At 60.4% G+C, this 16,711-nt stretch carries 15 protein-coding genes; 5 read left to right on the top strand and 10 right to left on the bottom strand.

Annotation, left to right across the window (positions count from 1 at the left end):
• The first annotated feature begins 1 nt into the window (after nt 1).
• From JXR15_RS02940 to JXR15_RS02920, 5 genes are all read left to right on the top strand, one after another.
• Entirely contained in the window at nt 2–127 is a 126-nt protein-coding gene (locus JXR15_RS02940; RefSeq protein WP_422051743.1) for a hypothetical protein, read from the top strand.
• Between the two features lie 4 nt (nt 128–131).
• Entirely contained in the window at nt 132–1,526 is a 1,395-nt protein-coding gene (locus JXR15_RS02935) for a sigma-54-dependent transcriptional regulator (RefSeq protein ID WP_422051742.1), read from the top strand.
• Nucleotides 1,519–3,534 (top strand): sensor histidine kinase, encoded by a 2,016-nt coding sequence (locus JXR15_RS02930; RefSeq protein WP_422051741.1) that lies wholly within the window; start codon nt 1,519–1,521, stop codon nt 3,532–3,534. The genes JXR15_RS02935 and JXR15_RS02930 overlap by 8 nt, the downstream gene beginning before the upstream one ends.
• 184 nt (nt 3,535–3,718) lie before the next feature.
• Nucleotides 3,719–5,380 carry a cyclic peptide export ABC transporter gene (locus JXR15_RS02925; RefSeq protein WP_422051740.1) on the top strand — a complete coding sequence of 554 codons (1,662 nt, stop codon included), beginning with the start codon at nt 3,719–3,721 and terminating at the stop codon, nt 5,378–5,380.
• A 4-nt stretch (nt 5,381–5,384) separates the two neighbouring features.
• The gene (locus JXR15_RS02920) at nt 5,385–6,167 is read left to right on the top strand and encodes a hypothetical protein (RefSeq protein WP_422051739.1); all 783 of its coding nucleotides are present in this window, start codon (nt 5,385–5,387) and stop codon (nt 6,165–6,167) included.
• Here the strand turns inward: JXR15_RS02920 and JXR15_RS02915 are convergent.
• From JXR15_RS02915 to JXR15_RS02870, 10 genes are all read right to left on the bottom strand, one after another.
• Entirely contained in the window at nt 6,143–6,754 is a 612-nt protein-coding gene (locus JXR15_RS02915; RefSeq protein ID WP_422051738.1) for a CDP-alcohol phosphatidyltransferase family protein, read from the bottom strand. The genes JXR15_RS02920 and JXR15_RS02915 overlap by 25 nt on opposite strands.
• An 11-nt stretch (nt 6,755–6,765) precedes the next feature.
• Complete coding sequence (locus JXR15_RS02910) at nt 6,766–8,292, bottom strand: xylulokinase (RefSeq protein WP_422051737.1); 1,527 nt, start codon at nt 8,290–8,292, stop codon at nt 6,766–6,768.
• A 108-nt stretch (nt 8,293–8,400) separates the two neighbouring features.
• A complete protein-coding gene (locus JXR15_RS02905; RefSeq protein WP_422051736.1) occupies nt 8,401–9,519 on the bottom strand; it encodes a glycosyltransferase family 4 protein in 1,119 nt (372 codons plus the stop codon).
• On the bottom strand, nt 9,516–10,664 hold the full coding sequence (locus JXR15_RS02900; protein ID WP_422051735.1) for an LptF/LptG family permease: 1,149 nt from the start codon (nt 10,662–10,664) through the stop codon (nt 9,516–9,518). Before JXR15_RS02900 ends, JXR15_RS02905 begins: the two co-directional genes overlap by 4 nt.
• Nucleotides 10,661–11,809 carry an LptF/LptG family permease gene (locus tag JXR15_RS02895; protein WP_422051734.1) on the bottom strand — a complete coding sequence of 383 codons (1,149 nt, stop codon included), beginning with the start codon at nt 11,807–11,809 and terminating at the stop codon, nt 10,661–10,663. The genes JXR15_RS02900 and JXR15_RS02895 overlap by 4 nt, the downstream gene beginning before the upstream one ends.
• Nucleotides 11,810–11,849: 40 nt before the next feature.
• The gene (locus JXR15_RS02890) at nt 11,850–12,737 is read right to left on the bottom strand and encodes a phosphatidate cytidylyltransferase (protein ID WP_422051733.1); all 888 of its coding nucleotides are present in this window, start codon (nt 12,735–12,737) and stop codon (nt 11,850–11,852) included.
• A complete protein-coding gene (locus JXR15_RS02885; RefSeq protein ID WP_422051732.1) occupies nt 12,734–13,531 on the bottom strand; it encodes an SDR family oxidoreductase in 798 nt (265 codons plus the stop codon). Before JXR15_RS02885 ends, JXR15_RS02890 begins: the two co-directional genes overlap by 4 nt.
• Nucleotides 13,531–14,643, bottom strand: a complete 1,113-nt coding sequence (locus JXR15_RS02880) for an inositol-3-phosphate synthase (protein ID WP_422051731.1) — start codon at nt 14,641–14,643, stop codon at nt 13,531–13,533. Before JXR15_RS02880 ends, JXR15_RS02885 begins: the two co-directional genes overlap by 1 nt.
• Nucleotides 14,640–15,209 (bottom strand): DUF4833 domain-containing protein, encoded by a 570-nt coding sequence (locus tag JXR15_RS02875; RefSeq protein ID WP_422051730.1) that lies wholly within the window; start codon nt 15,207–15,209, stop codon nt 14,640–14,642. The genes JXR15_RS02880 and JXR15_RS02875 overlap by 4 nt, the downstream gene beginning before the upstream one ends.
• Before the next feature lie 91 nt (nt 15,210–15,300).
• Nucleotides 15,301–16,527, bottom strand: coding sequence for an aminotransferase class I/II-fold pyridoxal phosphate-dependent enzyme (locus JXR15_RS02870; protein WP_422051729.1), 1,227 nt, complete (start codon nt 16,525–16,527; stop codon nt 15,301–15,303).
• Nucleotides 16,528–16,711: the final 184 nt, after the last annotated feature.

The raw sequence follows: 16,711 nt of genomic DNA, 5'->3' as shown, positions 1-16,711 counted from the left end.
GATGAAAACTTTTTTGCTAGCCTGTGTAACCGTCGCAGGGATTTCTGTTGTGGCCTATTACGGGCTGCACACCCTGGGCTTTTCGACTACTGAAGCAGGCAGCGGACCCTCCGTGCGACTGGACTAAGTAAATGAACCAACTTGAGCGACCACAATCCCACTCCCGGAGCAAAGACCGCGCGTCTTCCGAATTTGGCATGGGGCTGTCCGCAGCCTCGGTGTTGGTGGTCGATGACGAGCCGGGAATTCGCAATTTTATTGTGAAAATACTGGAGCCTGTGGTCGCCCGTGTCGAGCAGGCGGCCAATACCGAGGTTGCCAGTCGGTTTTTGGATGCAAACCACTTTGACATTGTGATCCTGGACAACGTGATGCCAGGCACCACCGGGTTGGAGTGGCTCAGCGAACAACGCAAGTTGGGGTTCTTTGCCGACACCATCCTGATCACCGCTTTTGCCGATATGGACACCGCGATTGAGGCGATGCGCGCGGGGGCCGTGGATTTTGTCCTGAAGCCCTTCCGCTCCAACCAGATTCTCAACGCCGTGGCGCGCTGTGTGGATCGGGTGAATCTGCGGCGGGAAAACTATCTACTCAAGTATGAGTTGGCTTCCGGTAACGAGCAGGTGCGCGCGCGTTTGCTGGGCAGCTCGCCAGAGATTGAGAAAATCCGCGCCACCATGGCAAGGGCAGCGCCTTTGCCAACACCGGTTTTGCTGACAGGGGACACTGGCACTGGCAAAGAGGTGGCGGCGCGGGCCATTCACCTGATGTCGCCACGTGCGGAAAAACCGTTTGTGCCCATCAATTGCGCAACCATTGCCGGTGACATGATTGAGCACGAGCTGTTTGGCCATATCCGCCAGGATGCAGGTGGGCGCACAGTGCGGCATGACGGTGTGTTTATGAATGCCAACGGCGGCACGCTCTATCTTGATGAGATCGTCGAGCTGCCGCTTCCGGTACAAGCGGCCCTGTTGCGCGTGATCGAACAGCGTAAAATCCGCCCTGTGGGGTCGTCGCGTGAGGTGCCGTTGGACTTGCGGTTCCTGTTTGCCACCAACGCAGACATGGAAGCGGCGGTGCAGGATGGTCGATTGCGCGAAGACCTGTACCATCGGATCAATGTGCTCAACATTCAGATGCCGTCTCTGCGCACGCGCAACGGCGATTTGAAAGAACTGGCGTTGATGTTCATTCAGCAGATTTCCAAGTCTCTGGGCGTGCCGCCGCTGACCTTGTCTGAGGGTGTGTTGCTCAATATGGCGCGCTATGACTGGCCCGGTAACGTGCGGGAATTGCGCAACCTTATCGAGCGGTCCTTGATTGTGGGGGAATGGGCCTCTGAATTTGCCGTGGGCGGATCCGACGAAGAGGTCGAAGCTGTGGACAGCCTGGCGGCTGTTGAACGTCGGCATATTCTGACCGTGTTGGATGCCTGTGATGGTAACCGCGCAGAGGCGGCACGACGCTTGGGCATCTCGCGCAAAACCATCGACCGCAAATGTGCGATGTGGAATGACTGAGACCTCAGAGTCTCAAAAAACGCCTCGTCAGGCGCCGCAAAAGCGCCGCGGCGCATCGGTGCGGATGCGCCTCTTGGCCATCGCGCTTTTGCCAACACTGGTGATTATGCCGCTGTTCTTCATTGTGACGGCGGTGAACTGGTCTTCGCGTTTCGACAACCTGTTGATTGCAAAGGTGAATGGTGAGCTGACCATCGCGCAGCAATACCTCAGCCAACTGCTGGAAAACAGTGATCTGCGGATGCAGGCGCTGGCGGAGAGCTCTGCGTTTGTAGATCGGGTGGTGTCCCACGATCGCAACGCGGTTCTGACCCTGCTGGACACCAAGAAGTCCGAGATGGGGCTCGACTTTCTGTACTTCATCAATGCGGATGGGGCGGTGTGGTCTTCCCCTCGATTTGCCGATGACATGGGCCTGACCAAATGGCCGGTTGTGTCGCAGGCGCTGGCCGGCACTGGCTCAGCGCAGATTGATATATTTAGTGAGTTTGATCTTGGGCAAGTCTCTGACAAGCTTGCGGAAAAGGCGCGGATCAATCTTGTGCCAACGCAGGCTGCCGTGCCCACAGATCGCTCCGAAGAAACCCGCGGTATGGTGGTGCATGCTGCCACGCCTGTAGTGGGCAGCGGGCGCAGCGGGGCGTTGGTTGGGGGCGTGTTGCTCAACCGAAATTTGACCTTCATCGATACAATCAACGATCTGGTCTACCCCATCGCCAGCCTGACAGAAGGCAGCCAGGGCACGGCAACTCTATTCCTAGAGGACGTCAGGGTGTCCACCAATGTGCGGCTGTTTCAGGACGAGCGTGCCTTGGGCACACGGGTGTCGGCGGCGGTCTATGAGGCTGTGCTGAAACGCGGTGAAGTGTGGCTGGACCGGGCCTTTGTGGTGAACGACTGGTACATCTCAGCCTATGAGCCGATCGTCGACAGCTTTGGGCAGCGTGTGGGCATGCTGTACGTCGGCTTTTTGGATCAGCCGTTTCGCGATGCGAAGTTCTCAACCATCCTGACGTTTGCCATTGCCTTTGTGGTTATCATATTGATTTCTGTGCCAATTTTCCTGCGTTGGGCGCGACAAATTTTTGCACCATTGGAGCGGATGCTGCGCACGATCGGGCGCGTTGAAGAGGGTGACCTGAATGCGCGCACGCGGGTTGAGGATGGCGGTGAAATTGGCCGTGTTGCAGCGCAGATGGACAACCTTCTGGAGCAAATTCAGGAGCGAGATCGGGAACTTACACGGCGGGTGGTGGCGCGGACGCGGGACTTGGAAGAGGCCAATCGGCGGCTTGAGGCGACGTCGAAGCAGTTGGTGGTGTCGGAGAAATTGGCGGCTGTGGGGGAGATCGCGGCCGGGATTGCGCATGAGATCAACAATCCGGTGCAGGTGATTCAGGGAAATTTGGATGTTCTGCGGGTGCAATTGGGTGACGATGCGGATCCGGTGAAAACCGAGCTGCGGCTGATTGACGAGCAGACACACTCGATTTTTCTGATTGTGAACAAGCTTTTACAGTTCACGCGGCCGGATGAATACGCCGAGGGCAGTGAAGAGCATCGCCCGGCTGATATCATCACCGACACGTTGCCGCTGGTGCAGCATTTGCTGAGCAAAGGACATATCGAGCTCTCGCTGGAGCTTGAAAGCATTAAGGCAATCTCGATCAACCGCACGGAGCTGCAACAAATCCTGATCAACCTGATGGTCAATGCGATCCACGCGATGCCGGATGGCGGGGCGTTGACCGTGGGTGCGCTGGACGCGGAGCGCGATGGCAAAGCGGGTGTGCTGGTCTTTGTGAAAGACACGGGTGTGGGTATGGCGTCGGAGTTGCTAACCCGGATTTTTGATCCGTTTTTCACAACAAAACAAGGTGAAGGCACGGGGTTGGGCCTGTCCATCACCCGAAAGCTGGTGGAGCGCTACGACGGGAAGATCGAGGCGGACAGCGTGGTGGGCCAAGGCACCGAGTTTCGGGTCTGGTTCCCTGCCACATCGACCTGAGACTCACCATAAAAGCCTCAAAAACCGGTCCAAAATTGCAACGTCGGTATTGCGTCAGTATCGCGACTGTATTGCGGAGGTGGCGGTTTTGCGGGCAAAAACCGTTAACGCAGGGGCGTGAAGGCCAAATTTTTTAGACATGAATTCAAACGCGGACATATCAGACAGCGCAGGTAAGCCGGGTATGGCCACTGCTTTGCGACAGCGGGCAGAGGTGGCTCGGTTCCTGCTGGATGCCGGGCTGGGTCTGCGCGATCCAATTGTGTTCCTCACGCTGATCTCTGGCTTGAGCCGCGCGGGCATGATCTTTGCCATCAACGAAACCGCGCGCAGTCACGCCGAGGGGCTGGGTTGGTCGGTCTGGCTTTTGCTGCTCTGTGCGGCGGGTATGGTTGTGTCGGCTTATCTGCAAAAAGTGCGTGCCTTCACGTTGATCACTCGCATCGAAGCACAGATGCGCCATAGCTTGTCTGAACTGCTGCTTCGGGCCAACATCGATTTCCTGATCTCCGGGCGGCACGGCAAGGTCTATGGCGCGATGACAGCCGAGGTGAACCAGCTGGCGCAGGCGGTGATCCATCTGGTGGAGGCGATTGGCGCGGCGATTGTGCTGTTGTTTGCCATTCCCTACCTGTTTTTTGTGAGTTGGATTGCCGGCGTTGCTGCGGTGGCGGCCATTGCGCTGGGTGGAATTGGCTTTGCGCTGATGGATGGGCCCGCGCGGGTCTGGGCCTTGAAGGCGTCCGACAGTTTTGCGGCCTATTGTGACCGGGTCAGTGACATGTTGGGCGGCTGGAAAGAGTTGCGGCTACGGGCCAGCCGGCGCGAGGCGTTGGAGGAGGAAACCCAGGACGTGATCGCGGCGCAGGTGGCCCATAAGATGCGTTCTGAGCGGCTGTTTGCGGCCAGCACCGCCGGCGGACAGGTCGCCGTGGCGTTGTTGATGTGTTTTGTGGTGGTCGTGTTGCCGCAGATGCAGGGCGGCGATGCAATTGTGATGTTTCAGGTGCTGACAATCATTTTTCTGGTGAATGGACCCACGGAGCTGGTGTTCAACACGTTGCCGGTTTTGAGCCGGGCGGAGAACAGTTTCTTTAAGATCAAAGCTGTTGAGGCGGAGTTGAGTGCGGCGCAGAGTTTGGCGCTGACGGCGGCGCCAACTCTTGTGGAGAGTTTTGAGGAAATCGCGCTGCGTGGGGTTGAGGCCAATGTTGGCGAGGCACGGGACGGCGTGGTGCCGTTTCATCTGGGGCCCATTGACCTGACCTTCCACCCCGGAGAAACGGTGTTCATCTGTGGGGGCAATGGCTCTGGCAAGACCACACTGTTGTCGCTTATCACCGGAATGCGGCATCCGGAGGCGGGAGAAATCACGCTGGATGGCGCAGTGCTATCAGGCAGCACGACCGCCAGCTATCGTGAGCTGTTTTCGGCGGTGTTTGCGCAGTACCACCTGTTTGATCATGCTTATGGGCTGACTGACTCGGAGCTTGCTGAACTGGAGACGCGGATTGCGCAGCTGGGGCTGGCGCAGCGGGTGCAGCTTTTGGGCGACAAGTTTTCCAACACGTCCCTCTCAGCCGGGCAAAGCCGCCGCTTGGCATTGGCCGTGGCCTTGGCGGAGCAGCGGCCGATTATTGTGCTGGATGAATTTGCCGCCGATCAGGACCCGGCCAACCGGGCTTTCTTTTACGACGTATTGATGCCGGAATTGTCGACATCGGGGCGGCTTGTCTTGGCGGTGACACATGATGATCACCAATTTGGGAAATGTGATCGCTTGATCAAAATGGACGCGGGGCGCATCGTGTCAGATGAGCGTATGCCGCGCCGCAACGAGGTTTGAAGGTATGAGTGAAACGCAATGGCGTCCGGCGCTGAGCACTGGTTGGGCGATGCTGGTGTCCTTGATCACAACCGGATTTGTCACCCTGTTGGTGAATGCGCAAATCTATCCCGCGCGGTGGAAATTTGCGGGGTTCTACCCGGAGAAAACCGCCGAGCGGCCGTATACCATCAGCGAGTCCATTGGGGATCCGCGCATTGGCGAGCCTTTTGCTGATTGGCTTTTGCTTGGCGCGCCGGTTTTGTTTGTTGGTGTGTGCCTGTTGACCTTGCCCACCTTGCGGGAGCTGCAATCCAGCGGCAATGGCACGCGGCGGATTGCTGTGCTCACCTGGATCGTGGTGCTGCTGCAACTGTTGGCCTGTGTTGGTCTGGTGATTCTAAGCCAATACAGGTTTCCGCATTTTCGGGATGAGCATATGGCGGGCAGCTATGTGTTCTTTTTCAGCCAAGCCTTTGTTGTGGTCTTTGGCGAGATGTTGTCCCGCAGCTACGCCGCATTGGGACCGGAGGGGCAGGTTGCAGGGCGTGTTTGGTCACCGCGGTTTGCCGGATGGCGACGGGTGTACGTCTGGGTGCCGATCCTGCTTGGTGTTGCTTACCTTTGCCTGTTCCTGGGAAAGGGCTATGCGCCAGATGCGATCCGGTTTGAGGTCTATTTGGCCTATGTCAGCACGGAGTTGTTTCTGCTGAGTTCATTTTTGTTTTACGTGATGAGTTACGCGCCGGACATGTGGTGTGCGTGGAAAGAAAGCCGGGCGCGCTACTCGTCGCTGGAGGCATCCTGAGCACGAAGCATTTGGGTGGCGCGACGGGCACGTTGCAGCGCGGTGACATGGGCAAGGATGGCAAACCCGGTGAGGCCCCAGTTGATGGCGGTGTCGCCGAGCACGCCTGCGAGCAGCAGCATGGCGCAGAGGTAGATCACACGCTCCATCCGCTCAAAAAAGTCAGGCCAGTCGGTGTTGGACACGGGCATTTCAATGGCGGTACGGGCTTTGGCGTAGGATGTGATGACAGAGCCGGAGAAACAGGCCAGCGCGAGGGGCCAGGCGTCATGCATATGGGCCAATGTGGCGAGCACGGCGAGCTCTTGGTAGCGGTCGACCATGGCGTCAAAATAGCCGCCGGCTTTGGTGGACATATTGCGGCGGCGCGCCACTGCCCCGTCCAGCGCGTCAAACACAAAGGCCACGATCAGGGTTGCGCCGTACAGTGCGGGGGATTGGTGCCAGAGGTAGGCCAGTGACACGAGGATAATCAGCATCAGACCGATGAAGGTGACCTGATTGGGCGTCAGGCGGGCTTTGACCAGAGGGGTGGCCATGGCTTCCCACAGCGGGTCGATGGTGGATTTCATCAGGCCATCAATCATGGCGGTGTCCTTCAGGTGTAGCTGCGGATCGCGAGGCGGCGGATCTTGGCGAGTTGTTCGGCGCGGGCGGCGAGTTGGGCGGTACGTGTTGGGTTGGGTGTGTAGCTGGCGGAGGTGCGGGTTTTGAGCGTGGCGGCGGCGTCGCATACACTGTTGGCCCAGCCCATCAGCGGCGCGGCCAGCGTGGCGGTGCCGAGCATCCCGGCGTGACGGGCTGAGCAGACGCGGATGTCGCGGTTGAGCGCGTCCGCCAGGGTTTGGGCAAACACCGGATCAGAGGCCACGCCGCCGACAATGGAGAGCGGCCCGGAGGTTTGGGCGCCTTTTTCGCGGGCGACTTTGGACATGGCCCAGCGGAGGTTGAGCGCAACGCCTTCGATGGCGGCGCGGCGCAGGGCATTTTTGTCGTGGTGCAGGCTGAGGCCATGGAAGGTGCCGCGCAGGGCGGAGTTGTCCACCGGTACCCGTTCGCCCGCGAGCCAGGGCAGGAAGAACGGGTCGTCATCCTGAGAGGCGCCGATGTTGGCAAAGCGGGTGTCTTTGGCGCCGTTGCCGGTGAGCTGGCAGACCCAATCAAGTGCGGAGCCGGCGTTTTCTTGGCTGGCGATCAACAGCGGGCGGTAGTTCAGACCGGAGGTGATTGTGGCGTAGGAATGTGCCACGGAGAGGCGGCGGTTGGGGAAGAACCCGGCGATCCAGGCGGAGGTGGCGACCGAGATGTGCAGCGCGCCGTCGGCGACTTCGCCAGAGCCCAACGCGGACGCCATGACGTCGGAGGTGCCACCGAGGACTTTGACGGTGGCGTCCAGACCCAGTTCGGCGGCGGCTTGGGGCGTGAGGGTGCCGACGATGCTGTCGGCTTGGGTGATGGGAGCCAGTTTGGCGCGTTCGATGCCGGTGAGGGCGCAGAGCGTGTCAGACCAACTCTCGCGGCCGGTGCGGCTGTCCATAACCCAGCTGAGATTGGCGCTTTCGGGGCTGGTGGTCATCTCGCCGGTGGCGCGGTGCACCAGCCAGTCTTTCACATCCACCATCCAGCGGGTCTTGGTATAGATCTCTGGCTCTTGCTGCATCACCCAGAGCATCTTGGCCGTGGGGTCCATGCCGTTTTTGGCGGGCGCGCCGTTGGCCAGGCGCAGCCATTTCAAAAGGCGGGGGAGGTTGTATCCGTGGATTTCTGGGAAGCCGCCGGTGAGTTTTTTGCCCAAGGGCGCTGCGCGTTTGTCGAGCCAAGTCAGACAAGGCCGCAGGGGCGTGCCGTTGGCGTCACAACAAACCAACCCACAGAGTTGTGAGGAAAACACTAGTGCTGCGGCGCGTTTAGACAGGTCCGGCACCTCTTGGCGCAGGGTGGCCAACGCATGGGCCAAAGCGCCCCACCAATCCTCTGGGGATTGTTCGGCAATGCCACCGGTTTTTAGCACCAACGGATAGCTTTCGGTCACACGGGCCAAAACAGAGAGGCTGCTGTCCACCACGCCGACCTTCACGCTGGAGGTGCCAAAGTCGGCTGATATGACCAAATCGCCCTGTGTCACGCGGCGCACCTTAAAATAACCATCGTCATAAAATAGCGCCTTTCGCAGGCAAGAACCCTGACACCGGTGTGACATGAGGTCGGCAAGTTTGGCAAGAGCCGGAAGGCTTTAGGTGGGGGCGACCAGAGCCTGTGCGTATAATTTCACGTATTCGGGGCCAACGGTGGCAACGTCAAATTCCATGGCGTGCTTTGTGGCCCATTGGGTCAATTGCGCGCGTTTGTCGGGATCATTTGCCAGTTTGATGAGCGTCTGCGCCAGCGCGGCAGCGTCTCCGGGCGGCACAGATAACTCAGAGCCCGCGCCGGTCATTACGGTGGCAAAGCCCTCGTTGGCGGCGGCGACAGGCAGGGTGCCTGCGGCCATGGATTCGATTAGCACAAGGCCAAAGCTCTCGCCATGCAGGGCGGGGGCTGCAAAGGCATCAGCAGAGGCGATCAGAGTGCGGGCCTCGGCGTCACTGGGCGGCGGTTGGAAGATGACGCGGGGCAGATTGGCGGCTTGAGCGCGCAGGGGGGATTCCTCTTCACCTTTGCCTGCGATGATCAATTCAGCGTTGGGGACGGCTGCGACGACAGTAAGCCAAGCGTCGAGCAGAACAGACACGCCTTTGCGGGCTTCCAGGCGGCCCATGTAAACCACGCGGAACGTGTCAGAAGGTTTTGAGGCGTCTCCGGCGGCCCGCCACACCGACAGGTCGATGGCTGGTGGCAATATTGCGGGCACGGGGTTGGCACCGGCGGTCTCCCATTGACGATAGGGTGCCATGGAGGGCACCACCACACGGCTGATCCGGCGGTTGAAGTAGTGCCCGACGCGGCGCAGAGCAGCGGACATTGGGTCAAAGCCCGCGTTCTCCGGCAGGGTGGCGTGAAAGGTGGCGATGCTGGGCAATTTGAGCGCGCGCCACATCTGCCACGGCAAAAGCGGGGTCCAGGGCGTGTGCATGTGGATGACCTCCGCGCGCCAGTTGCGCAGCTCTGACACGGCGGTTTTGATGTCTTGGCGGGTCGCGCGGCTGACCTCAAAGCTGGTGCCATGGATCGACCACGGGCGGGAGTTGCCGACTGTCATCAGGCCCTCTTCCCTGTGCGCCGGATTACCCGGTGGGGCGACGATGCGCACCTCATGGCCTTGGGTGCGGCACCAGGCGGCTAGGTCGCGGATGTTGCTTTGCACCCCGCCGGGACGGTCCATGGCATAGGGGGTCAGCTGCACAATCTTCATGGCAGGCTCCGTGTGGTACGGCGCGGGCGCGGCAGGTAACCGGTTTGATACAGTTGCAGGAGCGTGGCGAGGCCAAGCGCAAAGAGCGCGGGCAGGGTGGCGGCCAGCATCGGCGGCACAATGCCATGGATTCCAAGCGCCCAGAAGACTTTCACGGACACCACAGCGAGGTAGCCCACTGTTGCGAGCGCCAGCAGTTTGAACGGCGACAAGCGGCGGCCTTGGGTGCCGAGGCTGGCGAGGCTTACGCCCAAGAAGGCAAAAATGCCGGGCAGGAAGATCGCAACCTTGCGCACGGCGAGCGCGGTGGCGGCGTCTACGGCCGTGGGGGTGGTCTCGGACATATCGGTGGCGGCAATGATACGGGCGACGTCGTTGGGCAGGTAGTAGCCGTCGATGCCGTACCAGCGCAGCTTTTCAGCAGAGATATTCAGCGCGAGGTCGAGTTTGGGTTCTAACTCGGATGCCGCTTTGGCAGCGTCCCAGATGGTCACGTCTTTGAGCGTCCAGACATTTAACAAGCCGCGTGGGGTGGCGGTGTCTGCGTGTAAAACGTGGGTAAGTGCTGGCTGATCGATGCCGTCAAACAGCATCACGTTGCTGAGATAGGCCTCTGAGCCACGGGTGACAGTGGCACGCAGGGCGCGGGTGTCGGTGAGCACCCATTGCGTGCCGACATCGGTGGTGTGATAGCGGCTGCCATAGTCGCCGAGATTGGCCGCGATTTGGGCCTCTATCGCAGCGGGGCGCAGCCAGTTTTCGCCTGCCATTTGCACGCTGCCCAGCAGCAGACCAGAAATCAGCAGCGCGGACAGGCGCAGGCTCGGGCTGGCGCCCGCGGCGGCCAGCACCACATCGTCGAGACGTTGGTGGCGCAACAGGGTCACCACAAAGCCGCCCGCGACGCAGGCCATTGTCAGCAGGCGGGTCACGATGTCGGTGCTGCGGTAGCCGATGTAGGGGAAGAGCACCTGCCACAGCCGGCTGTCCGTGGCGTCGGCGCGGGCGCGCACGGTGTCGAGCCATTTGGCCAGATCAATGGTCAGGGCCACAACCAGCAGAATGAACATCATGAAGCCAATGGCGGCGAGATCGCCGCGCACCATGGCGCGCACGGCCAAGCCGGTGTGCCGTCGCCAGCTCATGTGCGGCCTCGTTGTGGCGCCATCAGCGTCTCGCCGCGCCAGAGCAGGTAGGCGAGCGGTGGGCCGATGTAGAAGGTGAGTGCAAGCAGCAGGAGCGCCGGTGTTGGGACGGTGGTGGACCACTCCGCCAAAAGAGCGCGGCTAGCCACATCGGTGGACATCATCAGCAGCGCGGCCAAGGGCAGGGCGGTGTGACGCCAGGGGCCAGCGCCGCCAGCCAATAATGCGGCTAGGGCCAGCAGCCCGGCCATCGGCACCATGAGGGCGCGGGTGACAAGGCGGGTGAGCTGGGCGGGTTGATTGGCGTTGAGGTCTAGCAGCTGCTCAGCGGCGGTGCGGGCGGTGTCGGGCGCGGGCAGGGCGTCCGCCATTTGAAAGGCAAAGCTGGCTTGGGCGGTTTTGAACCGGTTGAGCGGTTTGGGTTGACCATTTGGGTAAGGCGCTTCGAGCACGGAAAGCGATTGCAGCGTGATCGTGTGGGTGTCAGTCGGGGCCGGGTCGGTGACCTGCCAGTCCTGCGATTGCGCAACCCGCCAGTTGCCGGTCAAGTTGGGCTGAAACACAAAGAGCTGGCCGCGGGATTGGGCTGTGTCCTGTGGTGGGGTGGCGATGAAGGTTGTGTCGCGGATGGTTTGCAGGGTGGTGTGATCACGGCTGGTGTTGATGCGCGATAGCACGTGGTCTTTTTGCAGGGCGGCCAAGGCGAGGCGTTCGCCGTATTTGGCCATCGGCAGCACAAGCCCGGCGTTGAGAAAGCTGAGCATCCCGCCGAGAGTTCCGAGCAGCAGCACAAAGGCGATCACGCGACCCCAGTGGATGCCTGCGGTGGCGAGGATCACCAGCTCGCCGCGGTTGCGGGCGTCCTGCGTGGCAAAATAGGTGGCGATCAGCAGGCTGATGGCGAGGGCGAGGTCGAGAATTTCGGGTGTCTTGAAGCTGAGCAGATGCAGCACGTCGCGGGCGGTGCCGTCGTAGCGCAGGGCGTGCTCCATCAGGGTGGTGAAGCTTTCGGCGAGGAATATGGCCTCGATCACCAGAAGCAGCAGCAACAGGCGCAAGATTAAAGGCTTGCCCAACACGCGAACAATCGGCAGCCGGGGCAGGGGCAGAGCAAATTTGCGTGTGTGTGGGCGGTGTTGGCTCATGGGGGGAGTGTCTCTGCCAAGGCGGGGGCTGGCAAGTGTCTCACCACCATTGCGCGACGGTATGCAGGGCGGTGATGCCCGCGCCGGCGGCGATCCAGCTGTCAAGACTGTCCAACAGACCACCCTGGCGGGGCAGGACTTGCGGGTAGTCTTTCACGCCTGCGATGCGTTTGTGGCGGGAGGCGGCGAGGTCGCCAACCACGGCGAGAACACCGACAAGCAGCGCGGTGAGGGCGGTGTGTAGGAGCGGTAGTCCAAGAGCGGCAGCGGTGATCAGGGAGAGGGTCAGCAGGGCGAAGCCGCCGCCGAGCAGGCCTTCGACGGTCTTGTTCGGGCTGAGGGTCGGGAAGGCTTTGGTGCGGCCCCACATGGCGCCGAAGAACAGCGCGAAGCTGTCGAAGATTTCCACCATCAGATAGGTTGCGAGAAGGAGCGGGGCGAGGGCGGTGTCGATGGTGCCTGAGGCCAGCAGGCAGGCGGGCAGGATTGGGTATACCATAAGGTCAGTATCGATTTGTCCCGGGGTTCTTTCGCGTTCCTCTCGTAACAGATGGAGCGCGAACAGAAATGCCCAACCCAGAATCAGCATTTGTATTTCTGTCGGGACAAACATTGCCATAAGTGCCAAAAAACCAGATGAAGTTATTGCGAATAGGATCCTTGGTTTCGATGGGAAGCGCACAGCTTCCATCTCAAATGCAATGCGTGCAACCATTATAGGCATAGCCAGATAAAGGGCATATGGGCCAAGCCAAAACAGTGCCGTCAACACGGCAATCAGAGCAACGGCGGTGCCGAGCGTTTTGCCAAATTCCATCGCGTCTTTGCGGCGGGCGGGGATCAGCGCCAGCACGGCAATGATGCCAAACCCAAAGGCGTAGATGGCGACAATGGCGGCTGTGACGTGAGGCAGAGTCAGGGCGGTCATTTGGCCTCGTGTTTGCGGATGATCCGCCGCTGGTGCCAGCGCAGGATGGGCGAAATCAGGCTGCTGAGACCGTTCAGCAGCAGCATCTGCGGCCCCGGTGTGACCACTGGCTTGCCGGCCTCCATGCCTTTGATCAGCCGGCCGGCCACATCCACTGGCTGCCACAAACCACCACCTTCCGTGATTTCTTGCGTGGCGCTGGGCTTGGTACGTTTCTCCGCCTCAAGTTGGGGCGTGTCCGTGTCTGGCGGGTAGATCAGCGTCACCGAGATGTTGGTGTTTTCCAACTCCAGATGCAGGATTTCTGCCAATCCGCGCAGAGCAAATTTGGAGGGCGCGTAGGCGCCATAGCCGTAGATGCCAAAGAAGGCCGCACCAGAGGCGATCAGGCCAAAGCGCCCACCGCCCGCCGCGGCCATAGGGCCGCGCAGGGTCTCGATGAAGGTGAGTGTGCCAAAGTAGTTCACGTCCATGTGGCGCTGATGCTGTTCAAAACTTTGCTCGCGGAACAGTCCCGGCTCGGCAATACCTGCGCTGGCAATGGCCATTTCCGGAGCGCCCAATTTGCGGACGGCGGCTTTGAGTGTTTCCACAAAACTGTCGCGATTGGCGACATCTACTGCAAAGACCTCTACGGTCACGTCCGGTGCGGCTTCCAAAAGGGCGTCGCGGGTGGCGAGAAGTTTGGACGCATCACGGGCAAACAGCGCGAGGCTATAGCCTTTGATTGCCAACTCCCAAGCGGCGGCAAAGCCGATGCCGCTTGAGCCGCCCGTTATGAAGGCAACAGGCATCAGGCACCTTCGTTGACAAACCGCAGCACAACGTCGTGCGCGTCGGTGTCTTCGATCTGCTCCGGCGGGTGCTTGAACAGGAAGGCGGACGCCTCGGAAATGGGGCCAGCCAAGCCGCGATCACAGGCGATGCGGGCGAGACGGATGGCCACGAGCGCCTCGGCGGCGGCGTTGGGGCTGTCTTCCACATCCAGACGCACTTCGATGTTGGTGCGCGCACCGCCAAACAGGCGGCCTTCGAGCCGCACATAGGCCACTTTGCGGTCTTTCAGCCACGGCACGTAGTCAGACGGGCCGATGCGGATGTCAGTGTCGTCCAGGCGCTGCTCCATGGCGGATTGCACCGCCTCGGTCTTGCTTTCGCGTTTGTTGGTCAGGCGGGCGTTTTCACTCATGTTGAGGAAGTCGGTGTTGCCACCCACGTTGAGCTGATAGGTGCGGTCGATCTCCACGCCGCGCATTTCCGCTAGGTTGGCCAAGGTGCGGTGCAGGATGGTGGCGCCCATTTGCGCCTTAAAGTCATCGCCAAGGATCGGCACACCTGCGGCGCGGAATTTCTCGGCCCAAACCGGGTGCGAGGCGATGAACACCGGAATGCCGTTCACAACCGCCACACCTGCCGCGAGTGCGCATTCGACGTAGAACTCCACTGCTTGCTGTGAGCCAACCGGCAGGAAAATGATCATCACCTCAGCCTTAAGCTCTTTTAGTTCGGCGACAATTTGGTCTTTGGTCAGGGCAGCTTCGTCAGACAGGCGGAAGCTGCGGTCCGCTGGATTGGCCAGCATATGCGCCGCCACGCCATCCAGATCGGGGCCACGCAGCACCGGGGCGGTTTGGCCGGCCAAGTTGGTGTGGAATTGTTCGGTGCAATTGGGCGCGGCAAAGGCCGCTTCGCCTAATGTTTTGCCCACTTTTCGGCTGTCGACGTCAAATCCGGCAACCAATTCGACATCGCCGGGGGTGTAGCCGGCCAACTCCGGAAAGCTGACTCCAACCGCCTCATCCCCTAGGGCGCGGCAGTAGGACACGCCCTGGATCAGCGAGCTGGCGCAGTTGCCAACGCCAACAATGACGGTGCGGATGGGGGAGGAGGCTGGGGCGTGGGTCATTCGGTATAAGCTCCGCCGGAAACGGCAATGGTATGAGTGACATAAAGACCGGTTTGCGGGTCGTTTGTATAGAGGCGCAGACGCGTGACTTTGGGAAAGAGGCCGGATTCGTCCACGTCCAGATAGGCATAGATCAAACGGTAGTCGCGGTTGTTGATTCTGGCAAAAAACGCTGCGGTAAAAGGTGCGGTTTGGCGCAATTCCAAAGGGTGTGATTTTAGCCCGTTAAACGTCAGGCGAAGGGCATTTGGGCTGTCGGATTTGCGCAACCGCACACCAAATCCAAAGGCACGCTCATACCAGCGCAGCGGCATGACCTGCCCTTGTTCCTGAAAGCGGCGCCAATAAACAGCGACAGGTGTTTCCGTGTCCAGATTGCCCGCAGCGTCAAAATGTGCGGTGTAGACCACGGTGTTGGCATTGATGGTGCGTTGCAGAAAAAACAGCTGATGCAGATCGGCCGGATGGCGGAACTTTGGGTTCACATGTGGCAGATGTGGCGTTTCCGTGAGCGACTGAGGTGCGAGAGATGGTTTTGCTGATGCCGCAGCGGTGATCAGGTACAAGCATGCGAGAGCTAAGACGGCGCAGGCCCAGACTCCGTTGAGGCGCCGGCAAGGGCGCGGCATGGTAGTGAGGACGTTCCCGGTCATGCCGCTATTCCGCGCTCAGCCGTTGTCGGGTTGCGGTGGCGGTGGTCAGTGCGGCCGCCACGGCAGCAATCACCCGATCAATGTCAGCCTCAGAGTGGGCTGCGGAAATGAAAAAGCGGATGCGCGGCATGTCTTTGGGGATGCCAACATGCACCACTGGGGGGGCGTAGATGCCTTGTTGCATCAACGCTTCGGCGACAAAGACACAGTCATCAGGCGTTTCAAACAGGATAGGCACCACGGCCTCGCCGATGGCGGTGCCGGTGTTCAATCCAGCCTCAGCTGCCTTGCGCATGAAATATTGCGAATTGGCGCGCAGTTTGGTGACGCGTTCAGGCTCCTCATGCAGCAGTCGTAGGGCGGCGTGGGCGCTGGCGGTTGTCGCGGGGGGCAGGCCAACCGAATAGACAAACCCCGGTAAGCAGAAGCGCATCCATTCGATCACGTCGGAATTGGCGGCGACAAAACCGCCAGAGGAGGCAAAGCTTTTGGACAGGGTGCCAATGGCAATTTCGACGCGTTTGGGGTCTTCGCCAAAGTGTTCGCAGAGGCCACGTCCGGTTTCGCCCAGTACGCCGTAAGAATGGGCCTCGTCCAACAGCAGCCAGGCGTCGTAGGCGTCTTTCATGTCCAACAGCCGAGGCAGGTCGGTGATGTCACCATCCATCGAGAACAGCCCGTCGGTGCAGATCAACACGCGGCCATAGTCCGCGCGATGTTTGTGCAGCAGGCGTTCGAGATCGTCGAGATCATTGTGGGCGTAGGTTTCCATACGGGCTTTTACGCCGCGGGCTCCAACCACTATCGAGTTATGGGACAGCTCGTCCACCAGCACCAGATCGCGAGGGCCCAGAAGCAGGCCAATCACCGAGACATTGGTCAGGTAGCCGGAAATGATCGAAAGCACGCCGCCCACACCCAGAAAATCCGCCATGTCTTCTTCCAGCGCGCGGTGGGCGAGGCGTTCGCCCCCCACCAGGCGGGACGCACCCACGCCTGTGCCTTGCGTGTCTAGCGCCTCTTTGGCGGCGGCGACCGTTTTGGGGTGATGCATCAGGCCAAGGTAGTCGTAGTGCGACATCGAGAGGTAGCCGTCCGGCCATTGGTCGGACCGGGATTCCAGCGCATCGGTTGGCACGAAGTAGGGGTGCCCATTTTCGATCAAGGCACGCCCGCTGAGACGAAAGCGGCGTTCGGCAAAGGCGAGGAAGCTGGAACTAGGTGTTGTCATCTATGTCTCCGCAGCCGCAGCTGCGCCAATTGCCAAAGGGTCTGGTTCTAAAAAATGGATCCAAAGAACACGCGGACGGATATATGCTCTTGGTTTAATATGACTGTTTAGTGGCATTGGGTCCAGAACAATGCAAGAAACGATTGCCCGTCAGCCCCATGAAACAAGCCGCTATCCTGGCTTT

The sequence above is a fragment of the Shimia sp. genome (assembly GCF_049116215.1).
In the GTDB taxonomy this organism is placed as follows: Bacteria; Pseudomonadota; Alphaproteobacteria; order Rhodobacterales; family Rhodobacteraceae; genus Shimia.
The sequence above is the reverse complement of the archived record's forward strand: the minus strand, read 5'-3'. Positions and strand labels throughout refer to the sequence as shown.

Bases quoted from the DNA above. Each gene is read 5' to 3' on its own strand.
- JXR15_RS02940 (WP_422051743.1), top strand. From the start codon at position 2: ATGAAAACTTTTTTGCTAGCCTGTGTAACCGTCGCAGGGATTTCTGTT.
- JXR15_RS02935 (WP_422051742.1), top strand. From the start codon at position 132: ATGAACCAACTTGAGCGACCACAATCCCACTCCCGGAGCAAAGACCGC.
- JXR15_RS02930 (WP_422051741.1), top strand. From the start codon at position 1,519: ATGACTGAGACCTCAGAGTCTCAAAAAACGCCTCGTCAGGCGCCGCAA.
- JXR15_RS02925 (WP_422051740.1), top strand. From the start codon at position 3,719: ATGGCCACTGCTTTGCGACAGCGGGCAGAGGTGGCTCGGTTCCTGCTG.
- JXR15_RS02920 (WP_422051739.1), top strand. From the start codon at position 5,385: ATGAGTGAAACGCAATGGCGTCCGGCGCTGAGCACTGGTTGGGCGATG.
- JXR15_RS02915 (WP_422051738.1), bottom strand. From the start codon at position 6,754: ATGATTGATGGCCTGATGAAATCCACCATCGACCCGCTGTGGGAAGCC.
- JXR15_RS02905 (WP_422051736.1), bottom strand. From the start codon at position 9,519: ATGAAGATTGTGCAGCTGACCCCCTATGCCATGGACCGTCCCGGCGGG.
- JXR15_RS02900 (WP_422051735.1), bottom strand. From the start codon at position 10,664: ATGAGCTGGCGACGGCACACCGGCTTGGCCGTGCGCGCCATGGTGCGC.
- JXR15_RS02895 (WP_422051734.1), bottom strand. From the start codon at position 11,809: ATGAGCCAACACCGCCCACACACACGCAAATTTGCTCTGCCCCTGCCC.
- JXR15_RS02890 (WP_422051733.1), bottom strand. From the start codon at position 12,737: ATGACCGCCCTGACTCTGCCTCACGTCACAGCCGCCATTGTCGCCATC.
- JXR15_RS02885 (WP_422051732.1), bottom strand. From the start codon at position 13,531: ATGCCTGTTGCCTTCATAACGGGCGGCTCAAGCGGCATCGGCTTTGCC.
- JXR15_RS02880 (WP_422051731.1), bottom strand. From the start codon at position 14,643: ATGACCCACGCCCCAGCCTCCTCCCCCATCCGCACCGTCATTGTTGGC.
- JXR15_RS02870 (WP_422051729.1), bottom strand. From the start codon at position 16,527: ATGACAACACCTAGTTCCAGCTTCCTCGCCTTTGCCGAACGCCGCTTT.